Source organism: Pseudomonas sp. AL10, from assembly GCF_029960685.1.
Lineage (GTDB): Bacteria > Pseudomonadota > Gammaproteobacteria > Pseudomonadales > Pseudomonadaceae > Aquipseudomonas > Aquipseudomonas lactis.
Genome location: NZ_JASBQZ010000006.1, coordinates 179,028 through 194,761 on the forward strand (window position 1 = coordinate 179,028; position 15,734 = coordinate 194,761).

Consider the following 15,734-nt stretch of genomic DNA (forward strand, 5'->3'; position numbering starts at 1 on the left):
CACGCTCCGCGTGGGAATGCAGTCCAGGACGCTCTGCGTCCTAACAGCGGACGCGGAGCGTCCGGTGAGGCATTCCCACGCAGAGCGTGGGAACGATCAGGTTACGAATACCTGAGCGCATGCGCCGGCTCAATCTTCGCCGCCCGATACGCCGGGTAAATCGTCGCCAAGAAGCTCAACACAAACCCCGCCGAGCAAATCAGCAACACATCCCCACCTTGCAGCTCCGACGGCAGGTTGCTGACAAAGTACACATCCGAACTGAAGATATGCTGCCCGCTCACCCGCTCCAGCCAGCCCACCAGTTCACTCACGTTCAGCGCCGCAATCACCCCCAGCACGCCGCCGATCAAGGTGCCGACCACGCCAATCACAGTACCCTGCACCATGAAGATCGCCATGATCTGCCGAGGCGTGGCGCCGATGGTGCGCAGGATGGCGATGTCCGCGCCCTTGTCGTTCACCACCATGATCAAGGTAGCGATGATGTTGAACGCGGCCACGGCGACGATCATCAGCAACAGCAGGCCGATCATGGTCTTTTCCATTTTCATCGCGCTGAACAGGCTGCCCTGGGTGTGGGTCCAGTCATCCGGCTTGTAAGCCGCGCCCAGACTGGCGGCGATATCTGCCGAGACTTTGGGCGCTGCGTACAGGTCCTTCACCGCCAGGCGCACGCTTTGCACCTGATTGGGCTGCCAATGCTGGATTTCAGCGGCGTCGGCCATGTGGATCAGGGCCATGGAGCCATCCAACTCGGCGCCGACTTTGAAGATACCCACCACATTCAGGCGCTGCATGCGCGGGGTGATGCCGCCCGGCGCGCTGCTGAGTTCCGGCACGATCAGGGTCAGCTTGTCGCCCACGCTCAGGCGAAAGCGGCGTGCGGTGATATCACCGACCACCACCCCGAACTCGCCGGGTTTGAGGTCGTCGAGTTTGCCGCGCACGATGTGCTGGGCCACGATCGACACCTTGCCTTCCTGGGCCGGGTCGACGCCGCTGATTTCGATCGGCTGCATCGCGCCCTTATAGGAAAACATGCCGTCCATCTGGGTGAAGGGCACGGCGGCGGTGACTTGCGGATTCTTCATCGCGGCGGCGGCCACTGGCTGCCAATCATCAATCGGCTTTACGCCGACGATGGTCGCGTGAGGCACCATGCCGAGGATGCGCGAGCTCATTTCACGCTGAAAGCCGTTCATCACCGAAAGCACTACGATCATCGCCAGTACGCCCAGGGCGAGGCCGATCATCGAGGTCATCGAGATAAACGAGACAAAACGGTTGCGGCGCTTGGCGCGGGTATAGCGCGTGCCGATAAAAATCGATAACGGTCTGAACATTCGCGGGCACCGTTGGAAAAATGAAAAAGCCCGGCCTCAAAAAACCGGGCTTGCAACAGGTCAGATAGCGACCAGATGACCTTCCTGCAAATGCAGTACGCGGTCCATCTGCCGGGCCATGCTCATGTCATGAGTGACCACCAGGAACGCGGTGCGCATCTGGGTGCTCAACTCCAGCATCAAGTCCTTGATGCCCTGGGCGGTGTGGGAGTCGAGGTTACCGGTCGGCTCGTCGAGCATCACCAGGCCGGGGTTGTTCACCAGGGCACGGGCAATCGCCACGCGCTGGCGCTCACCACCGGACAACTCTGCTGGCTTGTGCTCCAGGCGGTGGCCCAGGCCGACGCGTTCGAGCAAGGCCGTGGCACGCTGGCGCGCTTCAGGAATCGCAGTCTTGCCGATCAACAGCGGCATGCACACGTTTTCCAGGGCGGTGAATTCCGGCAGCAAGTGGTGGAACTGGTACACAAAGCCCAACGAGCGGTTGCGCAGTTGGCCACGGGCCTTTTCATTCAAGGCCGACAGTTCTTCACCGGCCAGCCAGACGCTGCCCTGGGAAGGCGTATCGAGGCCGCCCAACAGGTTGAGCAAGGTACTTTTGCCGGAGCCGGAACTGCCGACGATCGCCACGCGCTCGCCAGGGTGCAGCTCAAGCTGCAGGTTGGACAGCACCACTACCGATTCCGGGCCTTCCTCGTAGGATTTGCCCAGGTTGCGGCAGCTCAGAATTGCTTTTTCACTCATGCCCGATTCACTCATAACGTAATGCCTGTGCTGGCTGGGTACGTGCCGCGCGCCAGGCTGGATACAGGGTGGCAAGGAAGCTCAGGACCAACGCGGCGCCGCCCACCATCAGCACGTCCTGGGTTTGCACCTGGGACGGCAAGTAATCGATGAAGTAGACGTCGGCGTTGAGAAACTTGTGGCCGATCACTTTTTCAAGCAGGGCGATGGCGGCGCTGACGTTCAGCGCGGCCAGAATGCCCACCGCCGTGCCGATCAGGGTGCCGACCACGCCGATCACGGTGCCCTGCACCATGAAGATCGCCATGATCTGCCCCGGCGTAGCGCCCAGGGTGCGCAGGATGGCGATGTCGCCCTTCTTGTCGTTCACCACCATCACCAGCGTGGAGATGATGTTGAAGGCCGCCACGGCGACGATCAGCAGCAACAACAGGCCGATCATGGCTTTTTCCATGCGGATGGCCTGGTACAGGTTGCCGTGGGTGCGGGTCCAGTCGCGGGCGTAATACTCGGTCTCACCCAGGTGCTGGGCAATTTCCCAGGCGCCGCGCGGGGCGTCGAACAGGTCGTTGAATTTCAGGCGCAGGCCCTGCACCTGGTCGGGCTGCCAGCGGTGCAGGCGGGCCAGGTCGGTGAGGTTGGTCAGGCCGATGTAACCGTCGATCTCGCCAGCGCCGACGTGGAAGGTGCCCACCACGGTAAAGCGCTTCATGCGCGGGAACATACCGGCCGGGGTCACGGTGACTTCCGGGGCGACGAAGGTCAGCTTGTCGCCAACCCCCACGCCCAGCTTGGCCGCGGCCTTGTCACCGATGACGATGCCGAAGCTGCCCGGCGCCAGTGCGTCGAGCTTACCTTGCAGCATGAACTTGTCGATGATCGAGACGTTGTGCTCCTGGGCCGGGTCGATGCCATTGAGCAGGATCTTCTGCACTTTGCCGTCGTTGGTCAGCAACCCCTGCATCTGGGTAAACGGCGCGACCGCCACCACCTTGGGGTTCTGCTGGACCTTGGCGGCCAGGCTTTGCCAGTCATTGATCGGCGCATCGCCTTCAATGGTCGCGTGGGGCACCATGCCCAGCACGCGGGTGCGCATCTCATGATCGAAGCCGTTCATCACCGACAGCACCACGATCATCACGACCACGCCCAGGGCGAGACCGATCATCGAGGTCAAGGAAATGAACGACACAAAATGATTGCGACGCTTTGCACGGGTATAACGCGTGCCGATAAATACGAAGAGAGGTCTGAACATGTCGGGGCTTGTTCGGAGGAAAAGAAGACGTCCCGGTGGCGGGGTCTGGTCAGCAGCTTTACACTCAGACCATTACCGTTACCTGGGGTTCGCCATGTCGACATTAGATGAAGAAGAGCGCCGCGAATACTACCGTATCGACGACATGATCGCACTTCAAATCAAACCCCTGTCTGGCCCCGACGCGGCGAGCAAGGAAGTGTTGCTGGATGATTCGCCGCTGTTCAATCTGCTCAGCGAGCTGCACTTGAGCGAATTCGAAGCCCAGCACCTGCTGCGCCAGATCAACGAGAAAGACCGCAGCCTGGCGGCCTTCCTCAAAGTGCAGAACAAACGCCTGGACCTGCTCAGCCAGGTCATGGCTCGCGGTTTGCTGAACGAGGTAGGTGCGCCGCAACCGGTGATCCTCTCCGAAGGCGGCATCGACTTCCAGCACCCCACGCCGCTGGCCGCCGACACTCACCTAGCGGTCAAGCTGGTGCTGATGCCCCAGGCGCTCGGCCTGTTGCTACGCGCGCGGGTGACCCATTGCGACCCCAAGGGCGACGGCTTTGATGTGGGCACGGAATTCGAGTCCATGACCGATGCCCAACGCCAACTGCTGGCGCGCTATATCCTGCAGAAACAGGCCCAGGAACGCCGCCTGGCGCGAGAACAAAGCGAAGACCTCTGAATACGTATTCACGACGCCAGCCATCCTGGCGCAAAGGAGCAACTGTGACCCTGATTTACGGCCACCGCGGTGCCAAAGGCGAAGCACCGGAAAACACCCTGACCAGCTTTCAGGAATGCCTCAAGCACGGCGTACGCCGCTGCGAGCTGGACTTGCACCTGTCCATGGACGGCGAGTTGATGGTCATCCACGACCCGACCCTCAAGCGCACCACCGACCGGCGCGGCAAAGTCGTCGAGTATTCGGCGGCCGACCTGGTGAAAATGGACGCGCGCAAAGGCGGCCCAGGCTGGGTCAGCCCCTGCCCGATCCCGCGCCTGGAGGCGTTGTTCGAACAGTGCGACTTCGATCACTGGCAACTGGAAGTCAAAAGCGCCTCGCGTACCCGCGCCGCGACCACCGTGCTGGCGATTCGCGAAATGGCCGTGCGCTTTGGCTTGATGGACAAGGTCACGGTGACGTCAAGCTCGCGGGAAGTGCTCAAGGCCGCCGTGGAACTCACCCCAGACCTGTCACGCGGCCTGGTCGCCGAATACGCCTGGCTCGACCCGCTGAAGGTCGCGCAGAACTACGGCTGTGAGTACTTGGCATTGAACTGGACGCTGTGCACCCCCGAGCGGCTGGAAAAAGCCCAGCGCCAGGGCTTGCATGTGTCCGTGTGGACAGTCAACGAACCTGCGCTGATGCGCAGGCTCGCCGACTTCGGCGTAGATAGCCTGATTACAGACTTTCCCGGTTTGGCCACTGCCACCCTCGAGAATTACTGAAATCGGTCTCCCCGGCCGGCTCAGGCCACCGGCCGGAGCCGCTCAAAAAAGCCGGTTGAGGCCGTCGTAGGCCGCTACCCGATAGGCCTCGGCCATGGTCGGGTAGTTGAAGGTGGTGTTGACGAAATACTTGAGGGTATTTTGCTCACCCGGCTGATTCATGATCGCCTGGCCAATGTGCACGATCTCCGAGGCCTGGTAGCCGAAGCAATGCACGCCGAGCACTTCCAGGGTTTCGCGGTGGAACAGGATTTTCAGCATGCCTTGCGGCTCACCGGCGATCTGCGCACGCGCCATGCTCTTGAAGAACGCCTTGCCGACTTCGTAAGGCACCTTGGCCTTGGTCAGTTCGTGCTCGTTCTTGCCGATCGAGCTGATCTCGGGAATCGTGTAGATCCCGGTCGGCACGTCGTTTACGTAGCGCCAGCTGCCATTGTCGACAATGCTGCCAGCGGCCGAGCGGCCCTGGTCATGGGCGGCACTGGCCAGGCTTGGCCAGCCGATCACGTCACCGGCGCCGTAGATGTTCGGCACGCAGGTGCGGTAGTTCTCATCCACTTCGATCTGGCCACGGCTGTTGACCTTGACCCCGATGTTTTCCATGCCCAGCTTGTCGGTGTTGCCGGTACGGCCGTTGCACCACAGCAAGGCGTCGGCCTTGATCTTCTTGCCGGACTTGAGGTGCAGGATCACCCCGTTGTCCAGGCCTTCGACCCGCTCGTACTCTTCGTTATGGCGCACGGTGATGTTGTTGTTGCTGAAGTGGTAGCTCAACGCCTGGGAGATTTCCGAGTCGAGGAAGCTGAGCAACTGGTCACGGTTGTCCACCAGCTCCACCAGTACACCCAGGCCGCTGAAGATCGAGGCGTATTCACAACCGATCACGCCGGCGCCGTAGATGATCAGTTTGCGCGGGGTGTGGCCCAGGCTCAGGATGGTGTCGCTATCGTAGATACGCGGGTGGTGGAAATCGATGTCCGCCGGGCGATACGGGCGCGAACCGGTGGCGATGATGATGTGCTTGGCCACCAGCTTCTCGACCACGCCATTGGCGCAGACCACTTCGACGGTTTGCTCGTCGGCGAAACTGCCGGTGCCGAAGAACAGGTCGACGCGGTTACGGGCGTAGTAGCCGGTGCGCGAGGCGACTTGCTTGGAGATGACTTTTTCAGCGCTTTTCAATACGTCCGGGAACGAGAACCAGCGCGGCTCACCAATGGCCCGGAACATCGGGTTGGTGTTGAACTGCATGATCTGCCGTACCGAGTGACGCAACGCCTTGGACGGGATGGTACCCAGGTGGGTGCAGTTACCGCCGACCTGGCGACGGCTATCGACCATCGCCACCTTGCGCCCTGCTTTGGCAGCGTTCATCGCCGCACCTTCTCCAGCTGGGCCGGAACCCAGTACCACCACGTCGTAGTTGTAGACAGCCATGCGTACTCCTCAGAACAGGCCAGGCGTACGGTTGGACGCCGGGCTAAATCATGCCGCGGCCAGCGTGCATGAAGGACAATTTGGCTCAAGTGTGTGTGAACCGGGGCACAGTCTATAGAAGCCCGAGCGCCGCGAACATTAACCCTTGGTCGCGTCGTAGGCCAGTGTTGCCATACTACAGGACGCAAACCAGCGCCGAATTCAGGATGAGCCATTATGCGACAACTATTTTTCTGTTTGATGCTGATGGTGTCGCTCACGGCGCACGCCAACGATGCGCAGCGGCTCAAGCAGGCAAGCTTCCCCGCACAGGTCGAGGGGCTGGCCCTGAAAAACCAGGCGGTATTCAACTATCTGTGGGCGGATGTATATGCGGCGGCGCTGTATGCCCCGGCTGAACTGCCGGCAAAGCAGGCCTGGGACCAGCAGGAGGCTGTGCGCCTGGCGCTGTATTACTTTCGCGACATCGACCGCAATGATGTGATCAAGGCGGCCACCGTCACCCTGGAACGCCAGCAGGCCAATGCCGGGTTGAACTCGGAGATAGCCAAGCTGCACGCGCGCTTTCGGGATATTCGCAGCGGCGATCGCTATGCGCTGGATTTTTGTCCGGGGCGCGGGTTGAATCTGGAGATTAATGGGCAGGTGGTGTACAGCAGCCCGGACGCTGAATTAGCGAAGGCCTACCTGGGTATCTGGCTGGCGCCCAAAGGGCTGTCGGACAGTTTGCGCAACACGCTACTCAAGTGATGGAGGTGTTGACCCTTCCATCGTCATCGCGGGCAAGCCCGCTCCCACAGGTAAATGCATTTCAATTGTGGGAGCTGGCTTGCCTGCGATAAGGCCCTCCCAGACACCACAAAACCCACAGGCATAAAAAAGCCCCGAACCAGTCGGGGCTTTTTCATTCAGCGCAAAGGCTTAGCGCGGAAACGCAGGCGGGTTGACCCCAGCCATGTCTTCCATCACGCGAACCACCTGGCAGCTGTAGCCGAACTCGTTGTCGTACCACACGTACAGCACAACACGGTTGTCCTGGGTGATGGTCGCTTCGGCGTCCACCACACCAGCATGGCGCGAGCCCACGAAGTCGGTGGAGACCACTTCCTGGGAATTGACGAAGTCGATCTGCTTGTGCAGGTCGGAGTGCAGCGCCATGTAGCGCAGGTACTCGTTCATCTCTTCACGGGTGGCGGCTTTCTCAAGGTTCAGGTTGAGAATGGCCATCGACACGTTCGGCGTCGGTACACGGATGGCGTTACCGGTCAGCTTGCCAGCCAGCTCAGGCAGGGCCTTGGCAGCAGCGGTAGCAGCACCGGTCTCGGTGATCACCATGTTCAACGCGGCGCTACGGCCACGGCGATCGCCTTTGTGGAAGTTGTCGATCAGGTTCTGGTCGTTGGTGTACGAGTGAACGGTTTCAACGTGGCCGTTGATGATGCCGAACTTGTCGTTCACGGCCTTGAGCACCGGCACGATGGCGTTGGTGGTGCAGGACGCGGCGGACACAATCTTGTCGTCAGCGGTGATTTCAGCATGGTTGATGCCGTGCACGATGTTCTTGAGCTTGCCCTTGCCAGGCGCGGTCAGCACAACGCGGTCAACACCCGGGCACGCCAGGTGCTGGCCCAGGCCCTCGGCATCACGCCATACGCCGGTGTTGTCCACCAGCAGCGCGTCTTTGATGCCGTACTGGGTGTAATCCACCTCGGTCGGGCTCTTCGCGTAGATCACCTGGATCAGGTTACCGTTGGCGGTGATGGTGTTGTTTTCTTCGTCAATGGTGATGGTGCCATTGAACGAGCCGTGTACCGAGTCGCGACGCAGCAGGCTGGCGCGCTTGGTCAGGTCGTTCTCGGCGCCTTTGCGCACCACGATGGCACGCAGGCGCAGACCGTCGCCGCCACCGGTTTTCTCGATCAGGATGCGCGCCAGCAGGCGGCCGATACGGCCAAAGCCGTACAACACCACGTCGGTGCCTTTGCGGGCGGCAGCGTTTTGCTGGCCAACCACATCGGCCATTTCTTCACGCACGAACTGCTCGGCGGTGCGGCCAGCGCCTTCTTTGCGGAATTTGTACGCCAACTTGCCCAGGTCTACCGAAGCCGCGCCGAGCTTGAGCTCGCTCATGGCTTTGAGCAGTGGGAATGTTTCGTGGACGGAGAGTTCGCTGTCGTCGGCGGAGCGATGGCGCGCAAAGCGGTGGGCTTTGAGAATCGCGATGACAGACTGGTTGATCAGGCTGCGGCCATAGATCGAGCTCACCACATTGTTATTGCGGTACAGCTGACCGATAAGCGGAATCATCGCTTCAGCGAGTGCTTCACGGTCGATCCATTCACCAAGACACTGGTCGGGCTTCTGAGTCACGGGAACCTTCCACATGTAGGGGCAGAAAAAAGGGGCTACATTATGTCGCCCGACTGAGCGTTGAGCAATGCGCCAAGGGCAACAAAAAGCCCTTGCAAAAAAATACCACCGCGCTACAGCCCAGGAAACACGCGGGTTCCAGAAGGCCACTAGTTTGGCGAGCAGGCCGACTTGTCCGTAACCCTCCTAAACATTCGCGCATTTTGGCACTACATATTGAGTCAAAACCCGCCATTGTTTGTCTTAGCCACTACATTTCCTACAAACCGTAATAGGCACAGTCAGCAACTGACAGGCGGCACCTGGGGCCGTTACAATTACCGACTTTGTCGCAACGCTTGGAGCTCAACCTTCCGTGCCCGTTCTGCGTCTACCGCTACTCCCTGCCGCGGCAGGTAAACAGCACTGGGGCAACCTGCCCGGTGCCGCCCTGAGCCTGGCCATTGCCGAGGCTGCCAGCGCAGCCAAGCGCTTTACCCTGCTGCTCACCGCCGACAGCCAAAGTGCCGAACGGTTGGAGCAGGAGCTGAGCTTCTTCGCCCCGGATTTGCCGGTGCTGCATTTTCCCGACTGGGAAACCCTGCCTTACGATCTGTTCTCGCCGCACCAGGACATCATCTCCCAGCGTATCGCCAGCCTGTACCGCTTGCCGGAACTGGCCCATGGCGTGCTGGTGGTGCCGATCACCACTGCCCTGCATCGCCTGGCGCCGACCAAGTTCCTGCTCGGCAGCAGCCTGGTGCTGGACGTCGGCCAGAAGCTCGATGTGGAGCAGATGCGCACGCGCCTGGAAGCCAGCGGCTACCGCTGCGTCGACACCGTGTACGAACACGGTGAGTTCGCGGTGCGCGGCTCCTTGATCGACCTGTTCCCGATGGGCAGCAAGTTGCCGTACCGCATCGACCTGTTCGATGACGAGATCGAGACGCTGCGCACCTTCGATCCAGAGAACCAGCGCTCCATCGACAAGGTCGACTCGATCAAGCTGCTGCCGGCGCGGGAGTTCCCGCTGCAAAAAGACGCGGTCACGCGCTTCAAGGCGCGCTTTCGCGAACGCTTCGACGTGGATTTCCGTCGCTGCCCGATCTTCCAGGACTTGAGCAGCGGCATCACGCCTGCCGGTATCGAGTACTACCTGCCGTTGTTCTTCGACGAAACTTCCACCCTCTTCGACTACCTGCCCCAGGACACCCAGGTGTTCTCGCTGCCGGGTATCGAACAGGCGGCGGAAAACTTCTGGAACGACGTGCGCAACCGCTATGAAGAACGCCGCGTCGATCCGTCCCGGCCTTTATTGCCGCCCGCTGAACTTTTTCTGCCGGTGGAAGACTGCTTCGCGCGCCTGAAAAACTGGCCACGTGTGGTCGCCAGCCAGCAGGACGTGGACGCCGGTAGTGGCCGCGAGCGTTTCCCGGCGAGCGCGCTGCCCGATTTGGCGATCCAGGCCAAGGCCACGCAACCGCTGGAAGCGTTGTCCAACTTCCTCGGCGACTTCCCCGGCCGCGTACTGTTCACCGCCGAATCCGCCGGGCGCCGCGAAGTGCTGCTGGAGCTGTTGGAACGCCTGAAGCTGCGGCCAAAAACCGTCGACAGCTGGCCGGATTTTGTCGCCAGCAAAGAGCGCCTGGCGATCACCATCGCGCCGCTGGACGAAGGGCTGCGGCTGGATGACCCGGCGCTGGCCTTGATCGCCGAAAGCCCGCTGTTCGGCCAGCGCGTGATGCAGCGCCGACGCCGGGAAAAACGCGCCGACGCCAACAACGACGCAGTGATCAAAAACCTCACCGAGCTGCGCGAAGGCGCGCCGGTGGTGCATATCGACCATGGCGTGGGCCGCTACCTGGGCCTGCAGACCCTGGAGATCGACAACCAGGCCGCCGAATTCCTCACCCTGGAATACGCCGAGGGCGCCAAGCTCTACGTGCCGGTGGCCAACCTGCACCTGATCGCCCGCTACACCGGCAGCGACGACGCCTTGGCGCCGTTGCATCGCCTGGGCTCCGAGACCTGGCAGAAAGCCAAGCGCAAGGCCGCCGAACAGGTGCGCGACGTGGCCGCCGAACTGCTCGACATCTATGCCCGTCGCGCCGCCCGCGAAGGCTATGCGTTCGCCGACCCGAAAGCCGACTACGCCACTTTCAGCGCCGGTTTTGCCTTCGAAGAAACCCCCGACCAGCAAACCACCATCGAAGCGGTGCGCGCCGACATGCTCGCGCCCAAGCCGATGGACCGCCTGGTGTGTGGCGACGTGGGCTTTGGCAAGACTGAAGTGGCCATGCGTGCAGCCTTTATTGCAGTACACGGCGGTCGCCAGGTGGCGATCCTGGTCCCCACCACCCTGCTCGCCCAGCAGCACTACAACAGCTTCCGCGACCGCTTTGCCGACTGGCCGGTGACCGTGGAGGTAATGAGCCGCTTCAAGTCCGCCAAGGAAGTGAATGCCGCCGTCGCCGACTTGGCCGAGGGCAAGATCGACATCGTCATCGGTACTCACAAGCTGCTGTCGGACGATGTGAAGATCAAGAACCTGGGCCTGGTGATCATCGACGAAGAACACCGCTTTGGCGTGCGCCAGAAAGAACAGCTCAAGGCCCTGCGCAGTGAAGTCGACATCCTCACCCTCACCGCCACGCCAATTCCGCGCACGCTGAACATGGCGGTGTCGGGCATGCGCGACCTGTCGATCATCGCCACGCCACCGGCGCGTCGTTTGTCGGTGCGCACCTTCGTGATGGAGCAGAACAAGAGCACGGTCAAGGAAGCCCTGCTGCGCGAACTGCTGCGCGGCGGCCAGGTGTATTACCTGCACAACGATGTGAAAACCATCGAGAAATGCGCCGCCGACCTCGCCGAACTGGTGCCGGAGGCCCGCATCGCCATCGGCCATGGGCAAATGCGCGAGCGCGAACTCGAACAGGTAATGAGCGACTTCTATCACAAGCGTTTCAACGTGCTGATCGCCTCGACCATCATCGAGACCGGCATCGACGTGCCGAGTGCCAACACCATCATCATCGAGCGTGCCGACAAGTTCGGCCTGGCGCAGTTGCACCAACTGCGCGGCCGCGTCGGGCGTAGTCACCACCAGGCTTATGCGTACCTGCTGACACCACCGCGCCAGCAGATCACTTCCGATGCGGAAAAACGCCTGGAAGCGATCGCCAATACCCAGGACCTCGGCGCGGGCTTTGTACTGGCCACCAACGACCTGGAAATCCGGGGTGCCGGCGAGTTGCTCGGCGATGGCCAGAGTGGGCAGATCCAGGCGGTGGGTTTCACGCTGTATATGGAGATGCTCGAACGCGCGGTGAAAGCCATCCGCAAAGGCGAGCAACCGAACCTCGACCAACCCTTGGGCGGCGGCCCGGAGATCAACCTGCGCTTGCCGGCATTGATTCCCGAAGACTACCTGCCGGATGTGCATGCACGGTTGATCCTGTACAAGCGCATTGCCTCGGCGGCCGACGAAGAAGGCCTCAAGGACTTGCAGGTAGAGATGATCGACCGCTTCGGCCTGCTGCCGGAGCCGACCAAGAACCTGGTGCGCCTCACCCTGCTCAAGTTGCAGGCCGAGCAGTTGGGCATCAAGAAAGTCGACGCCGGGCCGCAAGGCGGGCGTATCGAGTTCGAAGCGCAGACGCCGGTCGACCCGTTGGTGCTGATCAAGCTGATCCAGGGCCAGCCCAACCGCTACAAGTTCGAAGGGGCTACGCTGTTCAAGTTCATGGTGCCGATGGAACGTGCCGAAGAACGCTTCAACACCTTGGAGGCGCTGTTTGAACGCCTCATTCCGAAATCCGTTTAAGGACGCCCCCATGCGCGTGTTCCGCATTTTGAGCCTGTTGTTGGTGGTACTCGCACCTTCGGCCTTTGCCGACAGCCTGTATCAGGTGGAAATGATCCTGGTGCGCCAGAATGCGGAACCGGTGATCAACAGCCGCGCCGCCCCGGAAAACTGGGATGCGGGCGCGCCGCGCCTGGGTGAGCGAATGAGCCCGCCGCGCCTGGGTAATATCGTCGACAAGCTGCGCGCCGACGCCAACTACACGGTGCTCGCCCACAAAGCCTGGGAACAGAACCTGGGCGAGCAACCGGTGAAGGTGGCGATCACCGATGGCCAGGAGCAATTCGGCCAGTTCCCTATCGAAGGCGTGTTGAGCCTGCAACTGGGGCGCTTTACCGATATCGACGCGGATTTCTGGATCAACCAGTTCGACGGCAACGGCAGCGTGATTAACAGCGAACACTTGAGCCAGAAAGACGTGCGCACCAAGAACAACCAGCTCAACTACCTGGACGGCGGCCACCTGGCGCTGCTGATCAAGATCACCTCGCTGACCGCCAAGCCACCCAGCGCACCACCGCCCGACCTTCAGGACTGATTGCGCGCCATGCCCCTGACGTCGTCGTTGACCAAACCCCTGGCCCCTTCGTGGGCCAACCGCTTCAAAGAGCAAAGCCTTGAGCGCGGGCGGCGCTACGCCCTGGAAAACCGCGTGCGCATCGTCGAGTGCGGCGACAGCACCATCACCGCCAGTTGCGAAGGCTCGGGCGGCAACGTTTACCGCCAGACCATCTCACTGCGCGAATCGGCCAAGGGCCTGCTGATCCTGGTGGACAGCCGCTGCACGTGCCCGGTGCATACCAACTGCAAACACATTGCGGCGGTGCTGCTCAAGGTCCAGGAAACCCTGGCCTACCCGGCAGCAGCCCAGGATGCGCAGCTGCTGGAAAAACTCCAGGCGGTGCTGGATAACCGCGTAGTCCTGCCCCAGGTGGTGATGGACGACGTGCAACCGGTGCCACGCCTGTGGCTGGCCAGCGTGGAGTTCAGCGCGTTCGAGCCGCGCAACGGCAAGATGCAGCGCTATATCCAGCACCGTGCGGCGTTGTCGTTCAACTACCTGGGCAACTATGTCAGCGGGCAAAAGAATGCCGACATCATTGTGCGCCAGGAGACCCAGAGCCTGCGGATCAAGCGCCATCCCGAGCAAGAACAAGCCTATCGCGAACACCTGCGCCTGCTTGGTTTCAAGATCGCCACGCGCCAGAGCAAGGCCCTGCCGGAAAGTGCCGGCGAGCTGTTCGAGATGGTCAATGACAGCGCCTGGCTGAACTTCACCCTCAATGTGTCGCCCACCTTACGCGCCGAAGGCTGGGAGCTGCAGATCGATGAAGACTTCGGCTTTGACCTCAGCCCCGTCGATGACTGGTATGCCACCGTCGATGAAGGGCCGGAACGCGATTGGTTCGACCTGGAGCTGGGCATCATCGTCAACGGCGAACGTTTGAGCCTGCTGCCGATCCTGCTGAACCTGATGCGCTCCCACACCGAGATTCTCAACCCCGAGAAACTCGCGCGGCGCCGCGATGAAGAGCTGATCCTGGTGAACATCCCTGGCCTGCCCAACGGCCACGGCCCGCTGCAAGTGGCGCTGCCCTACGGCCGCTTGAAGCCGGTGCTGGCGACCCTCGGCGAGTTTTACCTGCAAGAAGCCGGCACCACCGCGCTGCGCCTGGCCAAGGCCGACGCCATACGCCTCAACCCGCTGGAAGATCTGCCACTGCAATGGGAAGGCGGCGAGAAGATCCGCAACTTCGCCCAGCGCCTGCGCGATATCAAGGATTTCACCTGCGCGGCGCCTGAAGGCTTGAATGCGACCTTGCGCCCCTATCAGCTGGAAGGCTTGAGCTGGATGCAGTCACTGCGCCAACTGGAGGTGGGTGGGATACTCGCGGATGACATGGGCCTGGGTAAAACCCTGCAAACCCTGGCGCATATTCTTACCGAGAAAATCGCCGGGCGCCTTGATCGGCCGTGCATGGTCGTGATGCCTACCAGCCTGATCCCGAATTGGCTCGATGAGGCTGCGCACTTCACCCCGCAGCTGAGAGTGCAGGCACTTTATGGCGCGGGGCGTAAGAAACATTTCGCCAACCTGAATGACTACGACCTGCTGCTGACCACCTACGCCCTGCTGCCCAAGGACATCGAACAGCTCGCCGCCCTGCCCTTGCACGTCTTGATCCTGGATGAAGCGCAGTACATCAAGAACCCGTCCAGCAAGGCGGCCCAGGCCGCGCGCGAGCTGAATGCCCGCCAGCGCCTGTGCCTGAGCGGCACGCCCTTGGAAAACCACTTGGGCGAGCTGTGGTCGCTGTTCCACTTCCTGCTGCCGGGTTGGCTGGGCGACGTGAAGAGTTTCAACCGTGATTACCGCGTGCCGATTGAAAAACGCGCCAGCGAGGTGCGATTGCAGCACCTCAACGGCAGGATCAAACCCTTCCTGCTGCGCCGTACCAAGGAGCAAGTGGCAACCGAACTGCCGCCCAAGACCGAGATTATCCACTGGGTCGACCTCAACGAGGCCCAGCGCGACGTGTACGAAACCATGCGCCTGGCCATGGATAAAAAGGTCCGCGACGAAATCACCCGCAAAGGCGTGGCCCGCAGCCAGATCATCATCCTTGAAGCGCTGCTGAAACTGCGCCAGGTGTGCTGCGACCTGCGGCTGGTCAACGACGCTACCCTGCCCGCCCGTGGCAGCAGCTCGGGCAAGCTCGACAGCCTGATGGACATGCTCGACGAGCTGTTTGCCGAGGGCCGCCGGATCCTGCTGTTCTCACAGTTCACCTCGATGCTGAGCCTGATCGAGGCTGAGCTGAAAAAACGCGGGATTGCTTACGCTCTGTTGACCGGCCAGACCCGGGATCGACGTACACCGGTGAAAGACTTCCAGAGCGGCAAGCTGCAGATCTTTTTGATCAGCCTGAAAGCCGGTGGCGTAGGTTTGAACCTGACCGAAGCCGACACGGTTATCCACTATGACCCCTGGTGGAACCCGGCCACGGAAAACCAGGCCACCGACCGTGCGTACCGCATCGGGCAGGAAAAGCCGGTGTTTGTGTACAAGATGATTGCCCGAGGCACGGTGGAGGAGAAAATTCAGCACTTGCAGAAGGAGAAGTCCGATCTGGCGGCGGGCGTGCTGGATGGGCGGACGACTGGGGACTGGCAGTTGGGCAATGATGAGATTGAGGCGTTGTTTGCGCCGTTGCCCAACAAGCAAGAGAAGCGCTGACTGTTAGGCCGCCTTCGCGAGCAAGCCCGCTCCCACACTTGAATGTATTCACAAATC

The 15,734-nt window shown here is 61.4% G+C and carries 11 protein-coding genes; 6 read left to right on the forward strand and 5 right to left on the reverse strand.

Annotated elements, in window-relative coordinates; translation table 11 throughout:
* Positions 1-101: 101 nt before the first annotated feature.
* Genes QK296_RS09505 through QK296_RS09515 form a run of 3 tightly spaced genes read right to left on the reverse strand, consistent with a single transcriptional unit; the run spans position 102 to position 3,348 of the window.
* Positions 102-1,346, reverse strand: a complete 1,245-nt coding sequence (locus tag QK296_RS09505; RefSeq protein ID WP_032892838.1) for a lipoprotein-releasing ABC transporter permease subunit — start codon at positions 1,344-1,346, stop codon at positions 102-104.
* Between the two features lie 60 nt (positions 1,347-1,406).
* Complete coding sequence (gene lolD / locus QK296_RS09510) at positions 1,407-2,090, reverse strand: lipoprotein-releasing ABC transporter ATP-binding protein LolD (RefSeq protein WP_019818240.1); 684 nt, start codon at positions 2,088-2,090, stop codon at positions 1,407-1,409.
* Positions 2,091-2,097: 7 nt separating this feature from the next.
* Positions 2,098-3,348, reverse strand: coding sequence for a lipoprotein-releasing ABC transporter permease subunit (locus QK296_RS09515; RefSeq protein WP_003189676.1), 1,251 nt, complete (start codon positions 3,346-3,348; stop codon positions 2,098-2,100).
* Positions 3,349-3,442: 94 nt separating this feature from the next.
* On the opposite strand from QK296_RS09515, the gene QK296_RS09520 reads away from it, so the two are divergent.
* Both QK296_RS09520 and QK296_RS09525 read left to right on the forward strand, forming a co-directional pair.
* Positions 3,443-4,021 carry a PilZ domain-containing protein gene (locus QK296_RS09520; protein ID WP_003189673.1) on the forward strand — a complete coding sequence of 193 codons (579 nt, stop codon included), beginning with the start codon at positions 3,443-3,445 and terminating at the stop codon, positions 4,019-4,021.
* Positions 4,022-4,065: 44 nt separating this feature from the next.
* Entirely contained in the window at positions 4,066-4,788 is a 723-nt protein-coding gene (locus QK296_RS09525; RefSeq protein WP_003189671.1) for a glycerophosphodiester phosphodiesterase family protein, read from the forward strand.
* A 42-nt stretch (positions 4,789-4,830) separates the two neighbouring features.
* On the opposite strand, the gene sthA is transcribed toward QK296_RS09525, so the two are convergent.
* Positions 4,831-6,225, reverse strand: coding sequence for a Si-specific NAD(P)(+) transhydrogenase (gene sthA, locus QK296_RS09530; protein ID WP_003189670.1), 1,395 nt, complete (start codon positions 6,223-6,225; stop codon positions 4,831-4,833).
* Between the two features lie 216 nt (positions 6,226-6,441).
* Here sthA and QK296_RS09535 point away from each other — a divergent pair, with 216 nt between their 5' ends.
* Positions 6,442-6,975 carry a chalcone isomerase family protein gene (locus QK296_RS09535; protein ID WP_057710854.1) on the forward strand — a complete coding sequence of 178 codons (534 nt, stop codon included), beginning with the start codon at positions 6,442-6,444 and terminating at the stop codon, positions 6,973-6,975.
* Positions 6,976-7,146: 171 nt separating this feature from the next.
* Here the strand turns inward: QK296_RS09535 and QK296_RS09540 are convergent, their stop codons facing one another.
* Entirely contained in the window at positions 7,147-8,610 is a 1,464-nt protein-coding gene (locus QK296_RS09540) for a glyceraldehyde-3-phosphate dehydrogenase (RefSeq protein ID WP_034135102.1), read from the reverse strand.
* 340 nt (positions 8,611-8,950) lie between these two features.
* Between QK296_RS09540 and mfd the strand changes: the two genes are divergently transcribed.
* The 3 genes from mfd to QK296_RS09555 are packed head-to-tail and all read left to right on the forward strand — an operon-like array spanning position 8,951 to position 15,677.
* Complete coding sequence (mfd, locus tag QK296_RS09545) at positions 8,951-12,400, forward strand: transcription-repair coupling factor (RefSeq protein WP_212613958.1); 3,450 nt, start codon at positions 8,951-8,953, stop codon at positions 12,398-12,400.
* A 10-nt stretch (positions 12,401-12,410) separates the two neighbouring features.
* Positions 12,411-12,977: a CsiV family protein gene (locus QK296_RS09550; RefSeq protein WP_034135101.1), complete on the forward strand. Its 567-nt coding sequence runs from the start codon at positions 12,411-12,413 to the stop codon at positions 12,975-12,977.
* Between the two features lie 9 nt (positions 12,978-12,986).
* Positions 12,987-15,677, forward strand: a complete 2,691-nt coding sequence (locus QK296_RS09555) for a DEAD/DEAH box helicase (protein WP_003189664.1) — start codon at positions 12,987-12,989, stop codon at positions 15,675-15,677.
* Positions 15,678-15,734 lie beyond the last annotated feature (57 nt).